Origin of the sequence: Hymenobacter mellowenesis (assembly GCF_030581005.1) — a bacterium.
In the GTDB taxonomy this organism is placed as follows: domain Bacteria; phylum Bacteroidota; class Bacteroidia; order Cytophagales; family Hymenobacteraceae; genus Hymenobacter; species Hymenobacter mellowenesis.
On sequence record NZ_JAUQSX010000003.1, the window covers coordinates 500,458 to 523,647 of the forward strand.

Sequence of the window (23,190 nt, forward strand, 5' to 3'; positions counted from 1 at the left end):
CCACCACAACCCACGTTAATCTTCTCAAAACCCGCATCTGCGCATTTGGGCTAGGTCCAACTTCCCGGGAGTGCTACATTTGCGCAACCACTCTTATTATAACACGCATCCTATGGCTTTCGACCTGGAAATGATTCGCTCGGTGTATGCCGGCATGGGTTCCCGCATCGAGGCGGCCCGCGCCGCCGTGGCACGCCCGCTCACACTCACTGAGAAAATTCTCTACGCCCACCTCTACGGTGGCGAAGTAAAGCAGGCTTATGAGCGCGGCGTTTCTTACGTCGATTTCGCCCCCGACCGCGTGGCCATGCAAGACGCCACCGCCCAAATGGCGCTGCTCCAGTTCATGCAGGCCGGCAAGGCCACGGCCGCCGTGCCCTCCACTGTGCATTGCGACCACCTCATTCAGGCCAAAGACGGCGCCACCGCCGACCTGGCCGAAGCCAACTCCGAAAACAAGGAAGTGTACGACTTCCTGGCCTCGGTATCCAATAAATACGGCATCGGCTTCTGGAAGCCCGGCGCTGGCATCATCCACCAGGTGGTGCTCGAAAACTACGCCTTCCCCGGCGGCATGATGATTGGCACCGACTCGCACACCCCCAACGCGGGCGGCCTGGGCATGGTGGCCATCGGCGTGGGAGGCGCCGATGCCGTGGATGTGATGGCCGGCATGGCTTGGGAGCTGAAATTCCCGAAAGTCATCGGTGTGAAGCTGACCGGCAAGATGAACGGTTGGACTTCGGCCAAGGATGTGATTCTGAAAGTAGCCGGCATCCTGACCGTGAAGGGCGGCACCGGCGCCATCGTGGAGTACTTCGGCGAGGGCGCGGAAAGCCTGAGCTGCACCGGCAAAGGCACCATCTGCAACATGGGCGCGGAGATTGGCGCCACCACCTCGGTGTTTGCCTACGACGAGAAAATGGGTGACTACCTGCGCGGCACCGGCCGCGCCGAAATTGCCGAAGCCGCCGCCGCCGTGCGCCAGCACCTGCGCGCCGACGACGAGGTGTACACCCAGCCCGAGCGCTACTTCGACCAGCTCATCGAAATCGACCTCAACACCTTGGAGCCTTACGTGAACGGCCCGTTCACGCCGGATGCCGCCTGGCCCATCTCGCAGTTCGCCGCCGCCGTGAAAGAGCACGGCTGGCCCGAGAAGCTGGAAGTGGGCCTGATTGGCTCCTGCACCAACTCTTCGTACGAGGACATCACCCGCGCCGCCAGCATCGCCAAGCAAGCGGTTGACAAAGGCCTGAAGGTAAACGCGGAGTTCACCATTACGCCCGGCTCGGAGCTGGTGCGCTACACCGTGGCCCGCGACGGCCTCCTCGACACCTTTGCCGACATGGGCGGCGTGGTGCTGGCCAACGCCTGCGGTCCGTGCATCGGCCAGTGGGCCCGCCACACCGACGACCCCAAGCGCCGCAACTCCATCATCACGAGCTTCAACCGCAACTTTGCCAAGCGCAACGACGGCAACCCGAACACCCACGCTTTCGTGGCCTCGCCCGAAATCGTGACGGCTTTCGCCATCGCTGGTGATTTGACCTTTAACCCCCTCACCGATACCCTCCAGGGCTCCAACGGCCCCGTGAAATTCGACGAGCCGATGGGCGTGGAAATGCCCCCGCAAGGCTTTGCCGTGGAGGATGCCGGCTTCCAGGCACCCGCCGAAGATGGCAGCGGCGTGCAGGTGCTAGTGAACCCTACTTCGGACCGTCTGGAGCTGCTCGAGCCCTTCAAGGCCTGGGAAGGCACCGATTTGATGGGCCTGCGCCTGCTCATCAAGGCCCAGGGCAAGTGCACCACCGACCACATTTCGATGGCCGGCCCGTGGCTGAAATACCGTGGCCACCTCGACAACATCTCGAACAACATGCTCATCGGAGCCACCAACGCCTTCAACGGCGAGGCCAACTCGGTGCGCAACTTCGCGGTGCAGGGCGACGGCTACACCACCGTGCCGCAGTCGGCCCGCTCGTACAAGAGCGCCGGCGTAGGCACCGTGGTAATCGGCGATGAGAACTACGGCGAAGGCAGCTCGCGCGAGCACGCCGCCATGGAGCCCCGCCACCTCGGCGTGCGCGCCGTGATTGTGAAGAGCTTCGCCCGCATCCACGAAACCAACCTGAAAAAGCAGGGCATGCTCGGCCTCACCTTCGCCAACAAGGCCGACTACGACCTGATTGAGGAAGGCGACACCATCGACATCCTCGGCCTGACCACCTTCACGCCCGGCCAGCCCCTGCAGGCCCGCTTGCACCACGCCGACGGCGACACCGACCTTATCACCCTCAACCACACCTACAACGAGGGCCAGATTGAGTGGTTCAAAGCCGGCTCAGCCCTGAACCTGATTCGCCTGAAAGAAGCTGGCCAGACGGTGTAATTGCCATCAGCCAGTAGCTTAAGTTAAAACGGCCGCCTCGGGAAACCGGGGCGGCCGTTTTGATTATATTTATTTTCACAAACAACTGTTTCGGTATGGAATCGTCCGTTGAATTGTTCGCCCTAATCAAGTTTGGTGCAAAACATCATATGCAGCAATTGTATGACGATGGAGTGCTATACATGAATCATATAAGCGAATTTGTGCGAATAGAGGATTCTGGTTTAAGAGGTGATAAATATGAATCAGCGCTTTCGATGCAGCGGATGATTAATATTGACATTGCTCATAATGGAATTGTCATTGCAAAAGCTGAAAGAGGTAAGATTACCATGCATGAAGATAACCCTGTAGGTAATATCTATTCGATGTATGGGTTAAAAGTAGTTGATGATTTAAGCCAAATAAAGGTGGATGAGAGATGCAAGAATTTTGGAGACAGTTGTGTGATTTTACATAATGTTCCAGAGTTCATAAGTCGAGTAAATCAGGCTGCATCAACTCTCAATATGAAATTGTTGTATGAGCCTGTGCAATACCAAAACCTAGAAGAATACGAAGGCAATTGGTCATTATTTAAGAAACCCGATTATTATAAGTATCAAAGAGAATTTAGATTGCTGATTAAACAGGAAGAGTTTATTGGCCCAATTATTCTATCTATTGGTTCAATACACGATATAGCAGTGATGTTAGGCACTGATAAAATCGATGGATTGAAGGTGGAGCGTCGGAAGCAATTATGAAAGCCTACTTACTTCTGTTCTTCCTAATTCTCTCGCAACTCTTCGCCCTCGCCCAACCCGCCGCCATTCCCTACGGCCACAACCCCGTCGCCGGGCACTACCAACTGGTGCGCGGCGTGAAGCTCTACTACGAAACCTACGGCCAGGGCCCGCCGCTGCTCCTGATTCATGGTAACGGCGACAACATCTCGGCCTGGGCGAAGAACATTCCCTATTTCGCCCGGGGCTACCGCGTCATCGCCGTAGACAGCCGCGCCCACGGCCAGTCCGTGGACGCCAGCGACTCGCTGAGCTTCGAGATGATGGCTGACGACTTTGCAGGCCTGCTTAGCAGCCTGCGCATTGATTCGGCGTACGTGATGGGCTGGAGCGACGGCGGCATCAACGCGCTGGTGCTGGCGATGCGGCACCCCGAAAAGGTGAAGTGGCTGGTGGCCACCGGCGCCAACCTCTGGCCCGATTCCACGGCGCTGATGCCGGGCCTGTGGCGGCAGCAGCAGCGCGGCTACCAGGAAAACAAGAACGTCACGTTCACCGACCCTAAGCGGAAGAATGACTGGAAGGTATTCTGCCTGGATGTGTTTCAGCCCAACATTCCGCTCGCGGCGCTTAGGCGCGTGCGGGTGCCGGCCTTCATCATTGCCGGCGACCAGGATGTGATTCGGCCCGAGCATACGGTAGCCATCTACCGCGCCCTGCCCCGCGCCTGGCTCTGGATAGTGCCGGACAGCGGCCACGCCACGCTGCAGGAGCACGCGGAGGAATTCAACCGGAAAACGGATGCGTTTTTTCAAGCAAAGAAGGTGCTGCCCCCGGCGCGGTAAGTAGTGAAGCACGGGAGGCTAACCGGGCACCCGGTGGGCCCGCGCGGGCCGTTGAACCCCAGCCGAAGCTGGTGCGTAGGCAAAAACTCATCATTGCCTGCTCTGCCCGATGCCCCATTTTCAAAGCCTCGCCGCGCCCACTAGTAGCCCCGGCCCGCGCCCATGAGCCGCCTGCAACGCTGGTGGCTGGACCTGAATTCCAGCCTGTGGTTTGTGCCCGCCCTCATGGTGCTGGGGGCCGTGCTGGCCGCCTACGGCCTGGTGCACCTCGACGACAGCTCCACGCTGGGCCGGGAGTGGGAGCGGCGGCACCCGCTGATTTTTGGGGCGGGAGTGTCGGGCGCGCGGGGGATGCTTTCGGCCATCGCGGGCTCGATGATTACGGTGGCGGGTTTGATTTTTTCGCTCACGCTCTCCACGCTGGCGCAGGTGGCCAGCCAGTTTACCTCGCGGCTGCTGCGCAATTTCATGCGCGACCGCAGCAACCAGGTGGTGATGGGCTCCTTCGTGAGCATTTTCGTGTACTGCCTGCTGGTGCTGCGCACCATCCGCGACGGCGATGAAGTGAACTTCGTGCCGGGCATTGCGGTAGCGTTTGGGCTGGTGCTGGCGCTGGTGAGCATCGGGATGCTGATATTCTTCATCCATCACATTGCCACGTCCATTCAGGCGGCCAACGTCATTGCCGGGGTGGCCGAGGAAACCCAGGTAGCCATTGGCCGCCTATTTCCCAAGAAGCTGGGCGACGACGCCACGCCCGCCGAGGAAGCCGCCCTGGCCGCCACCCACGCCCTGCGCTGGCGGCCCGTGGCGGCGCAGGAGTCGGGCTACGTGCAGGGGATTAATAACGACGAGCTGCTGGCCTTCGCCCGCGAAACCAACGCGGTGGTGCGCATGGAGCTGGCCCTGGGCAGCTTCGTGACGCGGGGCACGGCGCTGGTGTCGGTGGCCAGCTACGCCGATGGGCAGCCCCTCACCTTGGATGCGGCCATCGCCACGCGCCTCAACGAGTGCTACCTCATCGGCAACCAGCGTACGCTGGACCAGGACGTGGCTTTTGGGGTGCGCCAGCTGGTGGACATTGCCCTGAAATCGCTCTCGCCGGGCGTGAGCGACCTGAGCCGAGCCGTGACCTGCCTCGACTGGCTGGGCGACGTGCTGGCCCTGCTGGCCGAGCGCCACCTCGGCGACCCGCTCCGGGCCGAGGAGGGTCGGGTGCGCGTCATCGCCCTGGCCCCGGCTTTCGCCAGCTACCTCGCCACGGCCTTCGACCAGATTCGGGCCAACGCGGCCAACGACCTGGCCATTTACCTGCGCATCCTGGCCGCGCTGGGCACGGTGGCGGGCCACACCCGCCGCGCCGACTACCGCCAGGCCCTGCGCCAGCAGGCCGATTTGGTGCTGGAAGCCGCCGAAAGCCACATCGAGGTGGAATACGAGCTGGCCCAGGTGCGCGAGCGGCATCAGGCGGTAGGAAAAGCGCTGGTTGATTGAGAAAAGGGCGATAAACCATGAACGACGTAGGGGCGGGGCTTGCCCCCGCCCGGACGTTGAACGAAATTATTGAGACGGCGCAGTGTGATTGAGACGGCGCAGGCGTCCGGGCGGGGGCAAGCCCCGCCCCTACATCGTTCAGGCAAGAGCCTTGTAACCACAAAAGGGCGCGAGTGAGTGGGCAAAAGCACGATTGAGGCCTTTAATCGGTAAAGCCCGCAGGCACCGCCGAAAGCCAAAAACCAGCCGCCGCCAACAGCCGGCCGATGCATTAAATTTGTTGTCCGGCTGCCTGATAATCACAAGTGAATCAGTAGCAGCCATTGCTTCGCTGGTTTTACTGTGTCTGCATGAACAATGCGTTTCGAATTATTTGCTGGTTGACGGCATGGGTGCTGCTGGGAAGCCTGTGGCCGGCCGGGGCCGCCGCGGCCGCGCCGCCGCACTACGTCATCGGCTTTTCGCAGTGCACCACCGGCGACGCCTGGCGCAAAGCCATGCTGCTGGGCATGCAAAAGGAGCTGAGCTTCTACCCCAACGTCACGTTCCGGCTCAAGGACGCCCGCGACGACAGCCGCCGCCAGCAGCAGCAGATTCGCGAGTTTCTCAGGGAGGGTATCGACCTGCTCATCGTGTCGGCTAATGAGGCCGAGCCGGTGACGCCGGTGGTGGAGGAAGCCTTCAACCGCGGTATTCCGGTGGTGATACTGGACCGCCGCACTACTTCCAAGCTCTACACCGCCTACGTGGGCGGCAACAACCTGGAAGTGGGCCGCGCCGCCGGCCGCTACATCGGTAATCTGCTCGACGGGCGCGGCAACGTGCTGGAAATTCAGGGCCTGGCCGGCGCCTCGCCGGCCGTGGACCGCCACCGGGGCCTGGCTGCCGCGCTGGCCGCCTACCCCGGCATCCGCCTGGTGGCGCAGGTGCAGGGCGACTGGAAACGGCCCTCGGTGGTGCAGAACCTGCCCCGCGTGCTGCGCGCTCACCCCGAGGTGAACCTGATTTTTGCCCACAACGACCGCATGGCCCTGGGCGCCTACCAGGTGTGCAAGCAGCTGGGCCTGGACCGCCGCATCCGGGTAGTGGGCGTTGACGGACTGTCGGGGCCGCAGGGCGGCATCCAGTTCGTGCAGGACGGCGTGCTCACGGCCACGCTGCTTTACCCGCCGGGCGGCGAGGAGGCCATTCGCACGGCCATGAACATCTTGCAGCGCCGGCCTTACGCCAAGGAAAACGTGCTGGGCACGATGGTCATCGACTCGACCAACGTGCTGACCATGAAGATGCAAACCGAGCAGCTGGCTGCCCAGCAGCAGGACATTCAGCGGCAGCAGCGGCTGCTGCAGCAGCAGCGCGACACCTACGCCAGCCAGCAAACGGTGCTCTACGTGCTGGCCGGGGCGCTGCTGGCCGCCGCCGCGCTGGCCCTGCTGGTGTGGCGGGCCCTGCGCGCCAACCGCCGCATCACGCGGGTGCTGGCCGGGCAGAACGACGAAATCCGCTCCCAGCGCAACCAGATTCAGGAGTTTGCCGAGCAAGCCAAGGTCGAGACCGAGGCCAAGCTGCGCTTCTTCACCAACTTCTCGCACGAGCTGCGCACGCCGCTCACCCTCATTCTGGGGCCAGTGGAGGAAATGCTGACCAGCGGGGCCGACTTCACCGCCGCCCACCGCCACGACCTGGGCCTGGTGCGCCGCAACGCCCAGCGCCTGCTGCGCTTGGTGAACCAGCTCATGGACTTCCGCAAAATCGACGTGGGCAAGATGCCCGTGCGCGCCACCGAGGGCAACCTCGTGGCCTTCGTGCGCGACATCCTCGACGCCTTCGAGAAGCCCGCCCGGCAGAAGGGCGTGGCCCTGCGCTTCCTGCCCGCCGAGCCGGTGATGACGCTGCCTTTCGATGTAAACATCCTCGACAAGGTGCTGTTCAACCTGCTGGCCAACGCCCTGAAATTCACGCCCGAGCGTGGCCAGATTACCGTCAGCCTCCAGCCCGTGCCGGCCGAAAACAGCGTGCGCGTGAGCGTGGAAGACACCGGCCGTGGCATCAGCGAGCAGGACCGGGCCCACATTTTCGAGTGGTTTTACCAGGGGCAGCAGCCGGGGGCGCAGGGCTCGGGCATGGGGCTGGCATTGGCGCTGGGGCTCACGCGCTTGCACCAAGGCCAGCTGACTTTCACCAGCCAGGCGGGGCAGGGGAGCACCTTCGTGGTGACCTTGCCGCGCACGCTTCCGGCCGGAATGCTGGCGCCGGCCGCGGCCCTGCCCGTGGCGCCGGGCCTGGCGCAGGACGAGGAAATGGTGACCGCCCCGCCGCCGGCCGTGGCCGAAGCGCCGGCCGCCGGCTTTGCCACCGGCGAGGGGCGCGACGCGCTGGTGCTGGTGATTGAGGACAACGAGGAGGTGAACGCCTTCCTGGCCCAGAAGCTGCGGCCGCACTTCCAGGTGCACACCGCCCTGGACGGCAGCACCGGCCTGCGCCTGGCCGCCGAGCTGATTCCCGACCTCATCGTGTGCGACGTGATGCTGCCCGAAATCAGCGGGCTGGAAGTGGTGGCCCAACTCAAGGGCGACTGGCGCACCTCGCACATTCCCATCGTGCTGCTCACGGCCCGCTCGGCCCCCGAGCAGCAGGTGGAGGGCGTGCAGGCCGGCGCCGACCTCTACCTCACCAAGCCCTTCAACCCCACCTTCCTGCTCGAAAGCCTGCGCACCCTGCTCGGCAACCGCGACCGGCTGCGCGAGCATTTCCGCCGCGAGCTGAGCGTGGACACCGCCACCGTGGCCCCCACCCAGCGCGTCGACCAGAAATTCCTGGCCGACCTCACCGCCATCATCGAAGCCAACCTCGACCGCGCCGACCTGAGCGTGGAGGACGTGGCCCGCAGCCTGGGCATCTCGCGGGTGCAGCTCTACCGCAAGGTGAAGGCCGTGCTCGGCACCAGCCCCACGGACTTCGTGCAGAGCATCCGTCTCACCAAAGCGCGGCAGCTTTTGCTCGACGATTCGCTCACCATTGCCGAGGTGGCCTACCAGCTGGGATTCAATTCGCCTTCCTACTTCTCCACCAGCTTCAAGGGACGTTACCAGATTTCGCCGTCCGAGTATCGGGCCCTGCACACCACGCCGGTGGAATGAACGGATAGTGAAAGCCAGGTAACGAGAGTGTAAGCGGCGGGCTTTCCCCAAACGTTTGCGATTTATTAATTATTTGTTAATCAGTAGTTTGATTCTATTTTGAAGGGATGAACGGATAGTAAACGTTTTTGAGAGGATTGAGCAAGTCCTCCGCCGGGGGGCGGCGGACATTTGGGTCATCAATCAGCGGCCGGCTTTTCGACGCCGGGCGCTGCAAACGATTCCTGCTCTTTCAATCCCACTCAAAATCGCATGAACAAACTACTATCCACTCTCCCGCAGGCGGCGCTGGTGGCGCTGCTGGCCGGCGGCCCGGCCCTGGCCACGGAGGCGCCCGCCGCCCACCCGGCCGCCCTGGCGCCCGCCGCCGACCGCCCCCTCACGGGCCGCGTGACCGATGAAAACGGCGCTGGCCTGCCCGGCGTGACCGTGCTCGTGAAGGGCACGTCGCTGGGCACCACCACCGGCCCCGACGGCAGCTTTGCCCTCACCGCGCCCGACAATGCCACGCTGGTGCTGTCCTTCGTGGGCTACAAAACCCAGGAAATTGCGGTGGGCACGCAGGCCACCTTCGCGGTGCAGCTGGCCACCGACGCCGCCGCGCTCGACGAAATTGTGGTGACCGGCTACCAGACCCAGAAGAAGGCCGACCTGACCGGCGCCGTGGCCGTGGTGAAGGTGGACGAGGTGAAGGACCTGCCCTCTAACAACGTGGCCCGCAACCTGCAGGGCCGCGTGCCGGGCGTGAACATCGTCACCGACGGCGCGCCCGACGGCAACGTATCGGTGCGCATCCGCGGCATCGGCACGCTGGGCAACAACGACCCGCTGTACGTCATCGACGGCATCCCCACGAAGGACGGCATCAACCAGATTAACCAGAACGACATCGAGAGCATTCAGGTGCTGAAGGACGCCTCGGCGGCCAGCATCTACGGCTCGCGGGCCGGCAATGGCGTGATTATCATCACCACCAAGCGCGCCAAGAAGGGCGTGAACAAGGTCGATTTCAACACCTTTTTCACCTTCCAGGGGCCCGGCAAGCAGCCCAAATTGCTGAACACCGAGCAGTACGGCCGGGTGCTGTGGCAGGCTGCCATCAACGACGGCGTGACGCCGCCCACCCAGCTATACACCTACCAGCAGCACAACGACGCCAGCGGCCGGCCGGTGCTCGACCGCGTCATCGTGCCCGAGTTCATTGGCCCCGACCAGACCCAGCGCGCGGCCGACACGAACTGGTTCAACGAGATTCAGCAGAACTCGCTGGCGCAGAGCTACAACCTGAACCTGAGCACCGGCAGCGAGAAAGGCGGCGCGCTGGTGTCGCTGAACTACTTCGACAACAATGGCGTGATTAAGTATTCTGAATTTGAGCGCTTTACGGGGCGCATCAATTCCGATTACAACTTCTTCGGCGGGCGGCTGAAGGTGGGCGAAAACCTGACGCTGGTGCGCAACATGCAGACCTACGGCGAAGACCGGCAGGCCCGCGGCCTGGCCGTGCTCAGCCTGCCCATCGTGCCGGTGCACACCGTGGACGGCGTGGGCTGGGGCGGCCCCGTGTCGGGCATTGCCGACCGTAACAACCCGGTCCGCATCCTGGAAGACAACCGCCAGAACAAGGCCTATAACAACCGCGCTTTTGGCAACTTCTTCGCCGATTTGGAGGTGGTGAAGGGCCTGCACCTGCGCAGCAGCTTCGGGCTCGATTACAACCTGTTCACCTTCCGGGGCATGTACAAGCCCTACAAGTCGGGCTACCTCAACAACCCCGAAAGCCGGGTGAGCAACACCAGCCGCGTATTTGGCAACTGGGTGTGGCAGAACACCTTGAGCTACAACCTGACGCTGGGCCGCAACCAAATCGACTTCCTGGCCGGCACCGAGCGCATCAGCTACGACTACGAGGAAACCTTTGCCACGCGCACCGGCTTTGCCATCACCGACCCCAACTTCATGTACCTCGACGCCGGCACCGGCGTGCAGAACAACGGCGGCTACTCGTCGGCCTACCGGCTGGCCTCGTACTTCGGCAAAATCAATTACTCGTTTGCCGATAAATACCTGGTTTCGGCCACCTTGCGCCGCGACGGCTCGTCGCGCTTCGGCAAGGACAACCAGTTTGGTTTGTTCCCGGCCGTGTCGGCGGGCTGGCGCCTGAGCGAGGAAGGCTTCATCAAGGACAACGCCCGGTTTGTGTCGGATTTCAAGCTGCGCGCCGGCTGGGGGCAGACGGGTAACCAGGACATTGCCTACAACGCCGCCCGTAGCCTATACCGCCCCAACTACGGCTCAGACCCCACCTGGGACCCCGACACCGGCACGGCCTACGACATCAACGGCAACAAGAGCGGCCTGCTGCCCTCGGGCTTCCAGCGCTTCCAGCAGGGCAACGACCGGCTGAAGTGGGAAACCACCACCCAGACCAACGTGGGCGTGGACTTCGGCTTCCTGGAAAACCAGCTCTCGGGCTCGGTCGACTACTTCGTGAAAAACACCAAGGACATTCTGGTGAACCTGCCGTACCCGGCCGTGGTGGGCGAGGGCGGCGGCCAGTTCATCAACGGCGCCTCGCTACGCAACAAGGGCTGGGAATTCCTGCTCAACTACCAGAAAAAGCTGCGCAACGACCTGGCGTTCAATATCTCCAGCAACCTTTCCAGCTACCGCAACGAGGTGACCTACCTGCCGGCCGCGGCCGTGAACGCCTACGGCGGCAACGGCCAGGACCAGACCATTCTGGGCCGCTCCATCGGCTCGGTGTTCGGCTACGTGACGGACGGCCTGTTCCGCACGGCCGAGGAGGTGACCAACTCGCCCGCCCAAACCGGCAAGGGCCTGGGCCGCATCCGCTACCAGGACCTGAACAACGACGGCAAAATCGACGCCAAGGACCAGACCTGGATTTCGAACGGCAACCCCGACTTCATCTACGGCCTGAACCTGGGTGCCAGCTACAAAGGCTTTGACGTGCAGGTGTTTCTGCAGGGCGTGCAGGGCCTGCAGGTGTACAGCGACACCAAGTTCCGCACCGACTTCTCGTCGCTGACCTCGGGCGAAAACTGGGGCCAGCGCACCCTCGACGCCTGGACGCCCGGCAATCCCGACTCGAACATCCCGGCCGTGTCGCTCATCAACAACAACAACGAGGGCCGCACCTCCACCTACTTCCTCGAAAACGGCTCCTACCTGAAGCTGCGCAACGTGCAGCTCGGCTATAGCCTGCCCGCCGGCCTGATTAGCAAGCTGCGCATGACGCAGGCGCGCGTCTACGTGCAGGGCCAGAACCTGCTGGCCTTCTACCAGAAGAAAGGCGACGGCGCCTACACCGCCCCCGACCCCGAAGTGCAAACCTTCGGTTACCCCATTCCGGTCACGTTTACCACGGGCCTCAATATTTCCTTCTAAGCCATTAGTAGTGAGTTATTAGTAGTGGGTATTGAGACAGTGTCCAATGCCTGCTACTAATTACTTACTACTTAATACTCAATACTCGCTACTAACCATGAAAACGTTTAAACACTTCGCCCTGGCTTGCTCGCTGCTCACGCTGGGCCTCGCTACTTCCTGCAACGACAAGGAATTTCTGGACGTACCGCCGCGCGGCGCCATCAGCGACGAGCAGATTAACACGGCGGAAAACATTGACAAGCAGTGCATCGCCGCCTACTCGGCCCTGGGCAACGACGGCTTCACGGCGCCTTACACTTCGCTGTGGCCCTACGGTAACCTGCGGGCCGGCGACGCCTACAAGGGCGGCGGCGGCACCGGCGACGTGGACGCCTTCCACTTCTACGAAACCTTCAGCTACAACCGGCCCGACATCGGCAACACCGACGAGGTGTGGTTCCGCCTCTACATCGGCATCGGCCGCGCCAACGACGCCCTGCGCCGCCTTAACGCCATTTCCGACGCCACCATGCCCAATCGCAAGGTGCGCCAGGGCGAAATGCGCTTCCTGCGCGGGCACTTCTACTTCATCCTGAAGGAGTTGTTTGACCGCGTGCCCTACATCGACGAAACGGTGGACGTGGCCGAGTACGGCAACGTGTCGAACGTGGCCCTGAGCAGCCAGCAGCTGTGGGACAAAATTGCCGCCGACTTCCAGTTCGCCGTCGCCAACGTGCCCGCCAACCAGCCCGAAGTGGGCCGCGCCAACCAGCTGGCCGCCAAGGCCTACCTGGCCAAAACCCTGCTATTTCAGGCCTACACGCAGGACGCCAGCCACCAGGTGACCGGCGTGGACCAGGCCAAGCTGCAGGAAGTGGTGCGCCTCACGGATGAGGTCATCAACTCGGGCCGCTACTCGCTGTACCCGGACTTCGCCAACAACTTTCAGTCGAACCACGACAACGGCGCGGAGTCGGTTTTCGCCATCCAGTTTTCCAAAAATGACGGCACGCCGAAGGGCCGTATTCAGCAGGGCAACAAGCTGAACTACCCCATGAATGCCGAGTTTGGCTGCTGCGGCTTCCACCAGCCCAGCCAGAACCTAGTGAACTCCTTCAAAACCGACGCCAACGGCCTGCCGCTGTTCACCACCTTCAACACCAGCGGCGACCTGGTGAGCGGCGTCGACTTCACGGTGAACAGCGTGGACCCGCGTCTCGACCACACGGTGGCCATCCCCGGCCACCCGTGGAAGTACGACCCGGGCTTCGTGTTTCAGCAAGCCTGGGTGCGGGTGCCGGGCATTTACGGCTACTTTATGTCGATGAAGGAGAACGTGGGGCCGAACGACCCGAGCTTCCAGAAGGAGCCGCCGTTCATGAGCAGCTCGAAGAACTGGGCCATCATCCGCTACGCCGACGTGCTGCTCTGGAAGGCCGAGGCCCTGATTGAGCTCAACCGCGCTGCCGACGCGCTGCCCCTCATCAACCAGATTCGCCAGCGCGCCCAGAACAGCACCGGCCTGCTGCGCCAGAGCACCGGCCTGCCCACCTCCAACTACCGCATCGGCCTCTACCCCAGCACCAACTGGACGCAGGCCTACGCCCGCCAGGCCCTGCGTTACGAGCGCCGCCTGGAGCTGGCCATGGAAGGCAACCGCTTCTTCGACCTCGTGCGCTGGGGCATCGCCGCCGACTACCTGACCACCTACCTCAACCAGGAAAAAACCAAGCGCCAGTACCTGCAGGACGCCCGCTTCACCCGCGGCCGCGACGAGTACCTGCCCATCCCGCAGAATCAAATCAACTTCACCAAAGGGCTTTATCAGCAGAACCCGGGCTGGTAGGGGAGGCCTGAAAATTAAGCACGTCATGCAGAGCGCAGCGAAGCATCTTGCCCGTGGCAGTAACTCAATCGCTGCAACGACATGATTTAGTGATGGCGGGCAAGATGCTTCGCTGCGCTCTGCATGACGTGCTTTTTACCTAAAAACTCGTTACTTCAATTCGTTAACAATCAATCGTTCTACCCTCTAAAACATCCGCTTGTGAAAAACCGCAACGTATTCTTCTGGTCGATAGTGGTGGCGCTGGGCGGCCTGCTGTTCGGCTTCGACACGGCCGTGATTTCCGGGGCCGAAGAGTCCATTCAGAAGCTGTGGGGCCTGAGCGCCTACGAGCACGGCCTCACCATGTCCATCGCCCTGATTGGCACCGTGCTGGGCGCCATCTTCGGCAGCGTGCCGAGTGATGCGCTGGGCCGGCGCGGCACCCTGGTCTGGATTGCGGTGCTCTATCTGGTGTCGGCGGTGGGCGCGGCCTTGTCGCCGAGCTGGGTGCCGTTTATGGTGTTCCGCTTTTTGGGCGGGCTGGGGGTGGGGGCCTCGTCGGTCACGGCGCCGCTGTATATCTCGGAGGTGTCGCCGCCGGCCTCGCGGGGCCGCATGGTGGGCATGTTTCAGTTCAACGTGGTGTTCGGCATCCTGCTGGCTTACCTGAGCAATTTCCTGCTGCGCGACATCGGTCCCGACGCCTGGCGCTGGATGCTGGGCGTGCAGGCGGTGCCGGCTATCGCCTTCTTCCTCCTGCTGTTCCGTATCCCGGAAAGCCCGCGCTGGCTGCTGCGCCACGGCCGCACCGAGGACGCCCGCGCCGTGTTCGCGCGCATCGACCCGGCCACGGCCGACGAGAACATCAGCACCATTCTGGTGGCCAACGCGGCCGAGCAGGGTCCGGGTGAGTCGCTGTGGGCGCCGCAGTACCGCCGGCCGGTGCTGCTGGCCATCCTCTTCGCCGCCTTCAACCAGCTGGCGGGCATCAACGCCATCATTTACTACGCGCCGCGCATTTTCGAGATGACCGGGCGCGGGCAGAGCGCGGCGCTGCTGTCGTCGGCCGGCATCGGGCTGGTGAACTTCTGCTTCACGCTGCTGGCCGTGAATATCATCGACCGGTTTGGCCGGCGCCGGCTGATGCTGGTGGGCTCCGTGGGGCTGATTCTGACGCTGGGGCTGGTGGCGCGGGCCTTCTACACGCAGCAGTTTGAGGCGGTGCCGGTACTGCTGTTCGGCTACATTGCCTTCTTCGCTTTCTCGCAGGGCGCGGTTATCTGGGTGTTTATTTCCGAGATTTTCCCCTCGGCGGTGCGGGCCAAGGGGCAGGCGCTGGGTTCGAGTACGCACTGGGTGCTGGCGGCGCTCATCACCTTCATCTTCCCCAAGCTGACCGAGGCGCTGGGCGGCGGCAACACTTTCGCCTTCTTCTGCGGCATGATGGTGCTGCAACTGCTCTACGTGTGGAAGCTGATGCCCGAAACCAAGGGCAAGACGCTGGAAGAAGCCGATAAGGTGCTGGTGCTGCATTGATTGAACGTCGGTCAAACCGTGTAGTTCGGTACATTAATCCTGCACGTCATGCAGAGCGCAGCGAAGCATCTTTACTGCTATCACTAACTTTTACTTTCTTGAATTGCGTTGCGCAGTAAAAATGCTTCGCTGCGCTCTGCATGACGTTCTAAAAAAGCTCCCTCACCATGTCTACAATTCCTCAAGACCCCAAGTCCCCAATTATTGCCTGCTTCGGCGAAATTCTCTGGGACATTCTGCCCACCGGCAAGCAGCCGGGCGGCGCGCCCTTCAACGTGGCCGTACACCTGCACCAGCTGGGCTTGCCCGTGCGCTTCATCAGCCGCGTGGGCGACGACGAGCTGGGGACCGAGCTGGTTGAGTTCGTGGCGTCGAAAGGCGTGGACACCAGCCTCATCCAGCAGGGCAAAACCCACCTCACCGGCGTGGTGAAGGCCAACGTGGACGACGCCAACGAGGTGACCTACAAGATAGTGCAGCCCGTGGCCTGGGACTACATCCACTTCGACGCCGACGTGGAAGCCGCCGCGGCCACCGCCGATGCCTTCGTGTTTGGCAGCCTGGCCGCCCGGCAGGCCGGCACCCGCGAAACCCTCTACCGCCTGCTCGAAACCGCCAAATTCAAGGTGTTCGACGTGAACATGCGCCCGCCGCACTACACCCGCGAGGTGGTGAAGTACCTGCTGGGCAAAGCCAACATGGTGAAAATGAACCACCACGAGCTGGCCGAAATCATGGCTTGGTTCGGGGCCGAAACCGACGATGCCGCCGCTATGCAGTGGCTTGTCACCCGCTTCGACCTGCAGGTGGTGTGCGTGACCTGCGGCGCCGACGGCGCCATGCTCTGGGCCAACAACCAGCTCTACCGCACGCCCGGCGTGCCCGTGCAGGTGCAGGATACCATCGGCAGCGGCGACGCCTTCTTGGCCGCGCTGCTGCGCTGCTGGCTCACCGGCCACGCGCCCGAGGCGGCGTTGCGTTTCGCCTGTGCCGCCGGGGCGCTGGTGGCCACGCACCAGGGCGCCACGCCGGCCTTTGCGGAGGCTGATGTGCGGGCGCTGATGACGGCTGCCGTGGCATAAGCCTGTAGCGTGGACTCTGCGAGTCCGCGCATCGAACGACGCGCATCGAGCGAATTGCTACCAACCCACGCCTGCGCGGACTCGCAGAGTCCACGCTACATCCCACCCCATGAAACGCATCCTTCTCCCGGCCCTTTTCAGCCTCAATTTCTTTGCCCAGGCGCAGCAGGCGCCCGTGCCGCCGGCCACGCCGCAGTACCGGCCCGGCTACCATTTTTCGCCCGCCGCGCACTGGATGAACGACCCCAACGGCATGGTGTACTACCAGGGCACCTACCACCTGTTTTTTCAGTATTACCCCGATGGCATGACCTGGGGGCCCATGCACTGGGGCCACGCCACGAGCACCGATTTGACCAGCTGGAAGGAGCAAGCCATCGCGCTGTTTCCGGATAAGCTGGGCTGGATTTTCTCCGGCTCGGCGGTGATTGATGCCAACAACACGGCCGGCTTCGGGAAGAATGCGATGGTGGCCATTTTTACCCACCACAACGACCCCGAGGAGAAAAAGAAAACCAACAAGCATCAGTACCAAAGCCTGGCCTACAGCCTCGACGCGGGCAAAACCTGGAAGAAATACGAGGGCAACCCCGTGCTGCCCAACCCCGGCATCCAGGATTTCCGCGACCCGAAAGTGAGCTGGAACGAGGTGGCCAAAAAGTGGGTAATGACCCTGGCCACCAAGGACCGCATCACCTTCTACTCCTCGCCCAACCTGAAAAGCTGGACCAAGGAAAGCGAGTTTGGCGAGAAGCTGGGCGCCCACGGCGGCGTGTGGGAATGCCCCGACTTATTCCCGCTCACCCTCAACGGCCAGACGCACTGGGTGCTGCTGGTGAACCTGAACCCCGGCGGCCCCAACAGCGGCTCGGGCACTCAATACTTCATTGGCAGCTTCGACGGGCACAAATTCACGCCCCTGAACGACAAAACTAAATGGGCCGACTACGGTCCCGACGACTACGCCGGCGTGACCTGGGCCAACACGGGTGCCCGCAAGATTTTTCTGGGCTGGATGAGCAACTGGGACTACGCCAACCAGGTGCCCACCTCGCCCTGGCGCAACGCCATGACGCTGCCCCGCGAATTGGGTTTGCGCCAGGTAGGCTCGGAAATTTACCTCACCTCGCAGCCGGTGAAGGAAGTGGCCAAAATAGTTCAGCCCGCCACCACGCTGAAAGATGTGAAAGCCACCGCCACCGCCCAGGACCTGAGCACCAAACTCAACTTCGGCGGCGACCGGTACGCGCTGAAAATGAGCACCGCGCAGCTGAAGGATTTCGCGCTGGTGCTGGGCAACGCGGCCGGCGAGGAACTGCGAATCGGCTACGATGCCTCGGCGAAGCAGTACTTTATCGACCGCACCAAGGCCGGTCCCACGGCTTTCAGCCCCAAATTTGCGGGCCGGCACGTCACGCCGCGCCTGGCCACCGCGCCGGCCGCCGACTTGGCGCTGTACGTGGACGCGACGTCGGTCGAGCTGTTTGCCGATGGCGGGCTGAGCGTGGCCACGGAGCTGTTTTTTCCAACCAAAGCCTTCACCACGCTCAAGCTGGAATCGGCCGGTGGCCTGACGGTGCAGGAGTTGACCTACAGCAAGCTGGCCGGGCCTAACGCCAAGCCGGTTAATTGATTTGACACTGCATGCAACGGGTAGAGACGCAATATTTTGCGTCTCGTCGTTGAACGGCCGGGACCGCGCCGGCCGTATCAACTCGTTATCGTGCAGTTGAATGCTAGCGGCGCGGCCGCCGAGACGCAAAATGTTGCGTCTCTACTACTCTGTCTTTCTGAGCTAATCCACGCAAACTTTCCTACTTCCCATGAGGCATTATCGGCAACTCGCCGGGGTGCTGCTGGCGGCGCTTAGCCTGGCCGGCTGCAAGAAAAACGACCCCGCCACGCCCCCAACCCCGCCCACCGTCAACCCCGGCGTGGAGCTGGTGTGCACGCCCCCGGCCGAGCGCAACGACTACGGCATCTTCCCCAAAGTGGCCGACGGCGCGGGCGTGGGCGACGTGATGCCCTTCTTCGACGCGGCCTCGGGCACCCAGTACCTCTACTACCTGAAGGACGTGTGGAGCGACGTGAGCAACCAGCGCCATCCCTGGTACGCCTTCACCACCAGCGACTTCCGCCAGTACACCGAAGTAGCGGCCGGCGAGCTGCTGGCCAGCAGCGCGGGCAGCTGCGCGCAGGACCGCGCCATCGGCACGGGCAGCGTGATTGCCCGCAACGGCACCTACTACGCCTTCTACACCGGCAACAACCCCAACGCCGACAACTGCGGCCGCCGCAAGGAGGGCGTGATGCTGGCCACCGCGCCCGGCCCGGCCCAGCGCTTCACCAAGAGCACCAGCTTCGCCACGCTCTACGTGCCCACCGGCCAGGGCTTCGACGAGAACGACAACTTCCGCGACCCCTTTGTGTATCAAGATGATGCCGGGCAGTACGCCATGCTGGTTTCGGCCCGCCGCAACGTGGCCGGTACCTGGCGCGGCGTCATCGTGAAGCTCACCTCGCCCGATTTGCTGACCTGGACTTACCAAAGTGTGCTCTACGACGGCGGCACGAGCAACTACTTTATGATGGAGTGCCCGCAGCTGTTTAAAATCGGCAGCACTTACTACCTCACGTATTCCGACACCGGCACCCGCCACTTCTACTACCGCAAAAGCGCCGCGCCCGGCGGCCCCTGGAGCGCGCCCGCCGGCAACGAGCGGGTGGACGGCAGCGGCCTCTACGCCGCCCGCGTACTCAACAACACCGCCACCGGCAAAAACTACCTTATCGGTTGGGTCAACCGCCTCGAAAACAACAGCGACGCCGGTAACTGGTGGTGGGGCGGCAACCTCGTGACCCACCAGCTCAACCAATTGCCCAACGGCGACCTGACCGTAAGCCTGGTGCCGGCCCTCAAAACCTACCTCGAAGCCCAGACCGAACCCCTGCAGCGCGTGAGCCGCACCGCCAGCGCCGCCCGGCCCGATTCGAGCACCTACATCCTGACCGGCCCGGCCGCCGGCCCGCTGGCCAACGTGCTGTTCAAGCCCCTCAACCTCACACGTTTCAAGCTGAGCACCACCGTGTCGTACAGCAGCGCGGCCAAGGATTTCGGCTTCATGCTGGGGGCCTGCGACGGCACCAATCAGTTCTACAGCCTGCGCTTCGTGCCCAGCCAGAACCGCTTCAGCTTCGACCGCCTGAACCGCAGCAGCCTCAACGCCGGCACCTCCGCCGTGGCCGACGTGCCCTTCCCGATGCAGCCGAACACCGATTACACGGTGGACATCGTGGAGGAAAACTCCGTGGTGGTGGTGTACCTCAACGGCGTGGCCGCGCTGTCGGTCCGCATCTACAAAGCGCCGCGCACCTCCTGGGGCATCTTCGCCGACAATAGCACGGCCACCTTCAAAAATCTGACGGTCACCAAGCCCTAAGCGCCGCCCGTTCCGGTCCGACCGCCCTAGGCGGTCCGACCTGTCGAAGAACCACCGATTTCGTTGACTAACAGATGATTTTGCTCGCCCGACAACCGGTCGGACCGCCTAGGGCGGTCGGACCGAAACGGCCGATTCTCAAGACCTAATCCCACTCCAACGGCGCCCCTCGCGCCTGGGTCACCTGCCGCTCTTTGCCTGGTTTTCGGGCAAAGCTGGCCCTGCTCATGCCTGATTTTTCCACTTTCAAACCCTTTCAAATTCCCATGAAAAAAACCTTTACCCTCGCCCTGGCCGGCGCTCTCGCGGCGGCCTCTCTCAACTCCAATGCCCAGACCATCAGCGTGGATGGCACGCTGAGCGCTAGTGAAATCAGCAGCAGCGGCTACCAGCTCATTGGCCGCTACACGCGCAGCCACAGCTTCGGCGATGCCGGGTTGCTGTCATTCTACGCGGCGGCCGATGCCAACAACATTTACCTCTTCCTGGCTGGCACGCTCGAAACCGACGGCAACGCCGCCTCGCTGGGCCAGATTCGCAATGCGCTCCAGATTTACGTGGCCCGGCCGGGCGTGACGGCCGTGCCCGTGGGCACCGCGCTGCCGCTGCCAGCGACCAGCACGCCCATCACATCGTTCAAAATGGTGGGCGCCAAGCTCGACCAGCCCGGCGACTTCGGCATTGGGGTGAAGGGCAATGGCGTGGCCGCGCAGGTGCAGGTCGATGGCGTGGTGTACAGCGCTGGCAGCCCGGCCACGGCCGTTACCAAGCCGCTCAACGTCAACGGGCTGAATGTGAACACGGGCGCGGCGGCCACCATCGGCAGCGCGCAGGCTACGGGCGTGTATGGGCTGTTTGTCAATGCCGTGGTGGCCTTCCGTAACAGTTCGCGGCTTTCGACCAACCCGGGCGCGCCGGCGGGCGGCGCCAACGCCACGGGCCTCGAAATCTCGCTGAGCCGGGCCAGCCTGGGCCTGCCGGCCAGCGGCGGCGCGGTGCAGGTGTTCGGCCTGCAAAACAACGCCGACGGCGACTTCTTCTCCAGCGACATCATCCCGGAAAACACTGCCGCCGCGCCCGGCGCCGACGCCAACGGCAGCCTGCAGCGCAGCCCCGATTTCACGGCAATTCCCGGCCGGCAGTCGGCCACGCTGCAGGTGACGGCCAGCGGCGCCACCGTGCTGGCCGCCCGCTCGGCCGACGAAGCCGCCCTCGGCCTGCAGGTGTACCCCAACCCCGCCGCCGGCTTCCTGACGGTAGTCTACCAGGTGCCCCGCGCCGGCGCCGCCAGCTTGGTATTGACTGACTTGCTGGGCCGCCCCGTGCGCGTGCTGGAGCAGGGCCAGAAAGCCGCCGGCCCGCAAAGCACCACCTTAAGCACCGCCGACGTGGCCGCTGGCACCTACCTGCTGCGCGTGCAGCTGGGCAGCACCGTGGCCGTGCGCAAAGTGGTGCTGCTGTAAGGCCATGTAAACAACTCCTCAGAACGTCATGCAGAGCGCAGCGAAGCATCTTGCCCGCAGCAAGTAATTCCTTTCAATTGGGTTAGTGGTGGCGGGCAAGATGCTTCGCTGCGCTCTGCATGACGGTGAGACAGGGACCAAATAATATCTACTTCCTCCATCCCAAAATTCCCACCGCATGAAAACCAACTTTTCCCGCCTGCGCCTGCGCCTGGGGGCCGGTCTGGCGTTGCTGCTGGCCGGCGGCTGCCAAAACCTGACGCCCGAAGCCACCCCCGCGCCCGTGGCCTCGGCCAGCCGGTCCGATGCGGCGCTGACGTGCGCCCAGCAGCCGGAGGGCACCAACTACGTCATCTACCCGCAGTGCGCCGACGGGCCGGCTGTGGGCGACGTGATGCCCTACTACAATGCGGCCGACAACCGGACGTATTCGTACTTCCTCAAGGACGTCTGGAACGACGCCACCACGCAGCGCCACCCCTGGTACGGCCTCTATACCGATAATTTCAGCGCCTACTACCCCGTGGGGCCGGGCACCGGCGGCGAGCTGCTGGGCTGCAGCGCGCCCACCTGCGCCCCGGATTTTGCCCTCGGCACGGGCAGCATCGTGCAGCGCAACGGCACCCTCTACGCCTATTACACCGGTTTCAACCCTAATACCAGCAGCTGCCCCAACCCCAAGGAAGGGGTGATGCTGGCCACCGCGCCGGCCGTGGGGCAGGCTTTTGTGAAGAACCTAAACTTCCAAACGCTGTACGCCCCGGCCGGACTGAACTTCGACAGCAACGACAATTTCCGTGACCCCTACGTGTACTACGACGCGGCGGCCGCGAAATACTACCTGCTGGTGGCGGCCCGCCGCAACGTGGCTGGCACTTGGCGCGGCGTCATCGCCTACTACACCTCGCCCGACCTGCTGACCTGGACCTACCAGGATGCCTACCAGTACGCCGGCGGCAGCACCAACTTCTTTATGATGGAGTGCCCGCAGCTGCTCAAGCTGGGCAGCACCTACTACCTGCTGTTTTCCGACATGGACGCGAAAACCATGTACTACCGCAAAGGCTCGTCGCCGACGGGACCGTGGAGCGCCCCAGCCGGTAACGCCCGCTTCGAGGGCAACGGCTGCTACGGCGGCAAGGTGATAACCGACAAGTACGGCGACAGCTACCTGCAGGCCTGGGTGCACCGCCGCGCGGGCGCCACCGACACCGGCGCCTGGCAGTGGGGCGGCAACCTCTTGACGCACAAGCTCTACCAGCTGGCCAACGGCGACCTGGCCCTCACCATCCCGCACACCCTGAAAAGCTACCTGGAAGCCACCACGCCGGCCTTCACCAAGAGCAGCCAGTGGGGCAACGTCACGAACGTGCTGGCCAACACCGAGTCGTACCGGTTGGTGAGCACCGCCAACAACGACGTGGCCAACGTGCTCTACGACCCCATCAACCTCACGCGCTTCAAAATCAGCGCCACCGTGTCGTACGCCAGCGCGGGCAAGGATTTCGGGTTTTTGCTGGCGGCCTGCGACGGCTACAACCAGTTCTACAGCCTGCGCTTCGTGCCCGGCCAGAACCGCTTCCGTCTCGATTTCACCAACCGCGCCAGCCTCACCAGCACCACCGTGGCCACCGCCGACGTGCCCTTCCCCCTGCAGCCCAACACCGATTACACGGTCGACATCGTGGAGGAAAATTCGGTCGTCGTCGTCTACCTCAACAACGTGGCCGCCCTCACGGCCCGCATCTATAAGGCGCCGAAAACCTCCTGGGGCGTGTTCGTCGACAACAGCACGGCCACTTTCAAGAACATTGTGGTGAAGGCCCCGGCGGTGCAGTAACCGCCCGGCGGC

The 23,190-nt window shown here is 63.1% G+C and carries 13 protein-coding genes; all 13 read left to right on the forward strand.

The annotated features are described in order from the left end of the window. Positions 1–112 precede the first annotated feature (112 nt). The 13 genes from Q5H92_RS08265 (at position 113) to Q5H92_RS08325 (ending at position 23,178) form a co-directional block, all read left to right on the forward strand. Positions 113–2,392: an aconitate hydratase gene (locus tag Q5H92_RS08265; protein ID WP_305011035.1), complete on the forward strand. Its 2,280-nt coding sequence runs from the start codon at positions 113–115 to the stop codon at positions 2,390–2,392. A gap of 95 nt (positions 2,393–2,487) precedes the next feature. Continuing rightward, on the forward strand, positions 2,488–3,138 hold the full coding sequence (locus Q5H92_RS08270) for a hypothetical protein (protein WP_305011036.1): 651 nt from the start codon (positions 2,488–2,490) through the stop codon (positions 3,136–3,138). Then, positions 3,135–3,962, forward strand: coding sequence for an alpha/beta fold hydrolase (locus tag Q5H92_RS08275; RefSeq protein ID WP_305011037.1), 828 nt, complete (start codon positions 3,135–3,137; stop codon positions 3,960–3,962). The genes Q5H92_RS08270 and Q5H92_RS08275 overlap by 4 nt, the downstream gene beginning before the upstream one ends. A gap of 162 nt (positions 3,963–4,124) precedes the next feature. Then, positions 4,125–5,456, forward strand: coding sequence for a DUF2254 domain-containing protein (locus Q5H92_RS08280; RefSeq protein WP_305011038.1), 1,332 nt, complete (start codon positions 4,125–4,127; stop codon positions 5,454–5,456). A gap of 350 nt (positions 5,457–5,806) precedes the next feature. Continuing rightward, positions 5,807–8,596: a substrate-binding domain-containing protein gene (locus Q5H92_RS08285; RefSeq protein ID WP_305011039.1), complete on the forward strand. Its 2,790-nt coding sequence runs from the start codon at positions 5,807–5,809 to the stop codon at positions 8,594–8,596. Between the two features lie 252 nt (positions 8,597–8,848). Further along, positions 8,849–12,007, forward strand: a complete 3,159-nt coding sequence (locus Q5H92_RS08290; RefSeq protein ID WP_305011040.1) for a SusC/RagA family TonB-linked outer membrane protein — start codon at positions 8,849–8,851, stop codon at positions 12,005–12,007. Between the two features lie 97 nt (positions 12,008–12,104). Then, entirely contained in the window at positions 12,105–13,835 is a 1,731-nt protein-coding gene (locus Q5H92_RS08295) for a RagB/SusD family nutrient uptake outer membrane protein (RefSeq protein WP_305011041.1), read from the forward strand. A 201-nt stretch (positions 13,836–14,036) separates the two neighbouring features. Further along, positions 14,037–15,353, forward strand: a complete 1,317-nt coding sequence (locus Q5H92_RS08300; RefSeq protein ID WP_369811129.1) for a sugar porter family MFS transporter — start codon at positions 14,037–14,039, stop codon at positions 15,351–15,353. Positions 15,354–15,520: 167 nt separating this feature from the next. Continuing rightward, positions 15,521–16,435, forward strand: coding sequence for a carbohydrate kinase family protein (locus Q5H92_RS08305; RefSeq protein ID WP_305011043.1), 915 nt, complete (start codon positions 15,521–15,523; stop codon positions 16,433–16,435). A 109-nt stretch (positions 16,436–16,544) separates the two neighbouring features. After that, positions 16,545–18,068, forward strand: a complete 1,524-nt coding sequence (locus Q5H92_RS08310) for a glycoside hydrolase family 32 protein (protein WP_305011044.1) — start codon at positions 16,545–16,547, stop codon at positions 18,066–18,068. Between the two features lie 190 nt (positions 18,069–18,258). Then, positions 18,259–19,875: a glycoside hydrolase family 32 protein gene (locus Q5H92_RS08315; protein ID WP_305011045.1), complete on the forward strand. Its 1,617-nt coding sequence runs from the start codon at positions 18,259–18,261 to the stop codon at positions 19,873–19,875. A gap of 266 nt (positions 19,876–20,141) precedes the next feature. Beyond that, positions 20,142–21,338: a T9SS type A sorting domain-containing protein gene (locus Q5H92_RS08320; RefSeq protein WP_305011046.1), complete on the forward strand. Its 1,197-nt coding sequence runs from the start codon at positions 20,142–20,144 to the stop codon at positions 21,336–21,338. A 178-nt stretch (positions 21,339–21,516) separates the two neighbouring features. Then, entirely contained in the window at positions 21,517–23,178 is a 1,662-nt protein-coding gene (locus tag Q5H92_RS08325) for a glycoside hydrolase domain-containing protein (RefSeq protein WP_305011047.1), read from the forward strand. Positions 23,179–23,190: the final 12 nt, after the last annotated feature.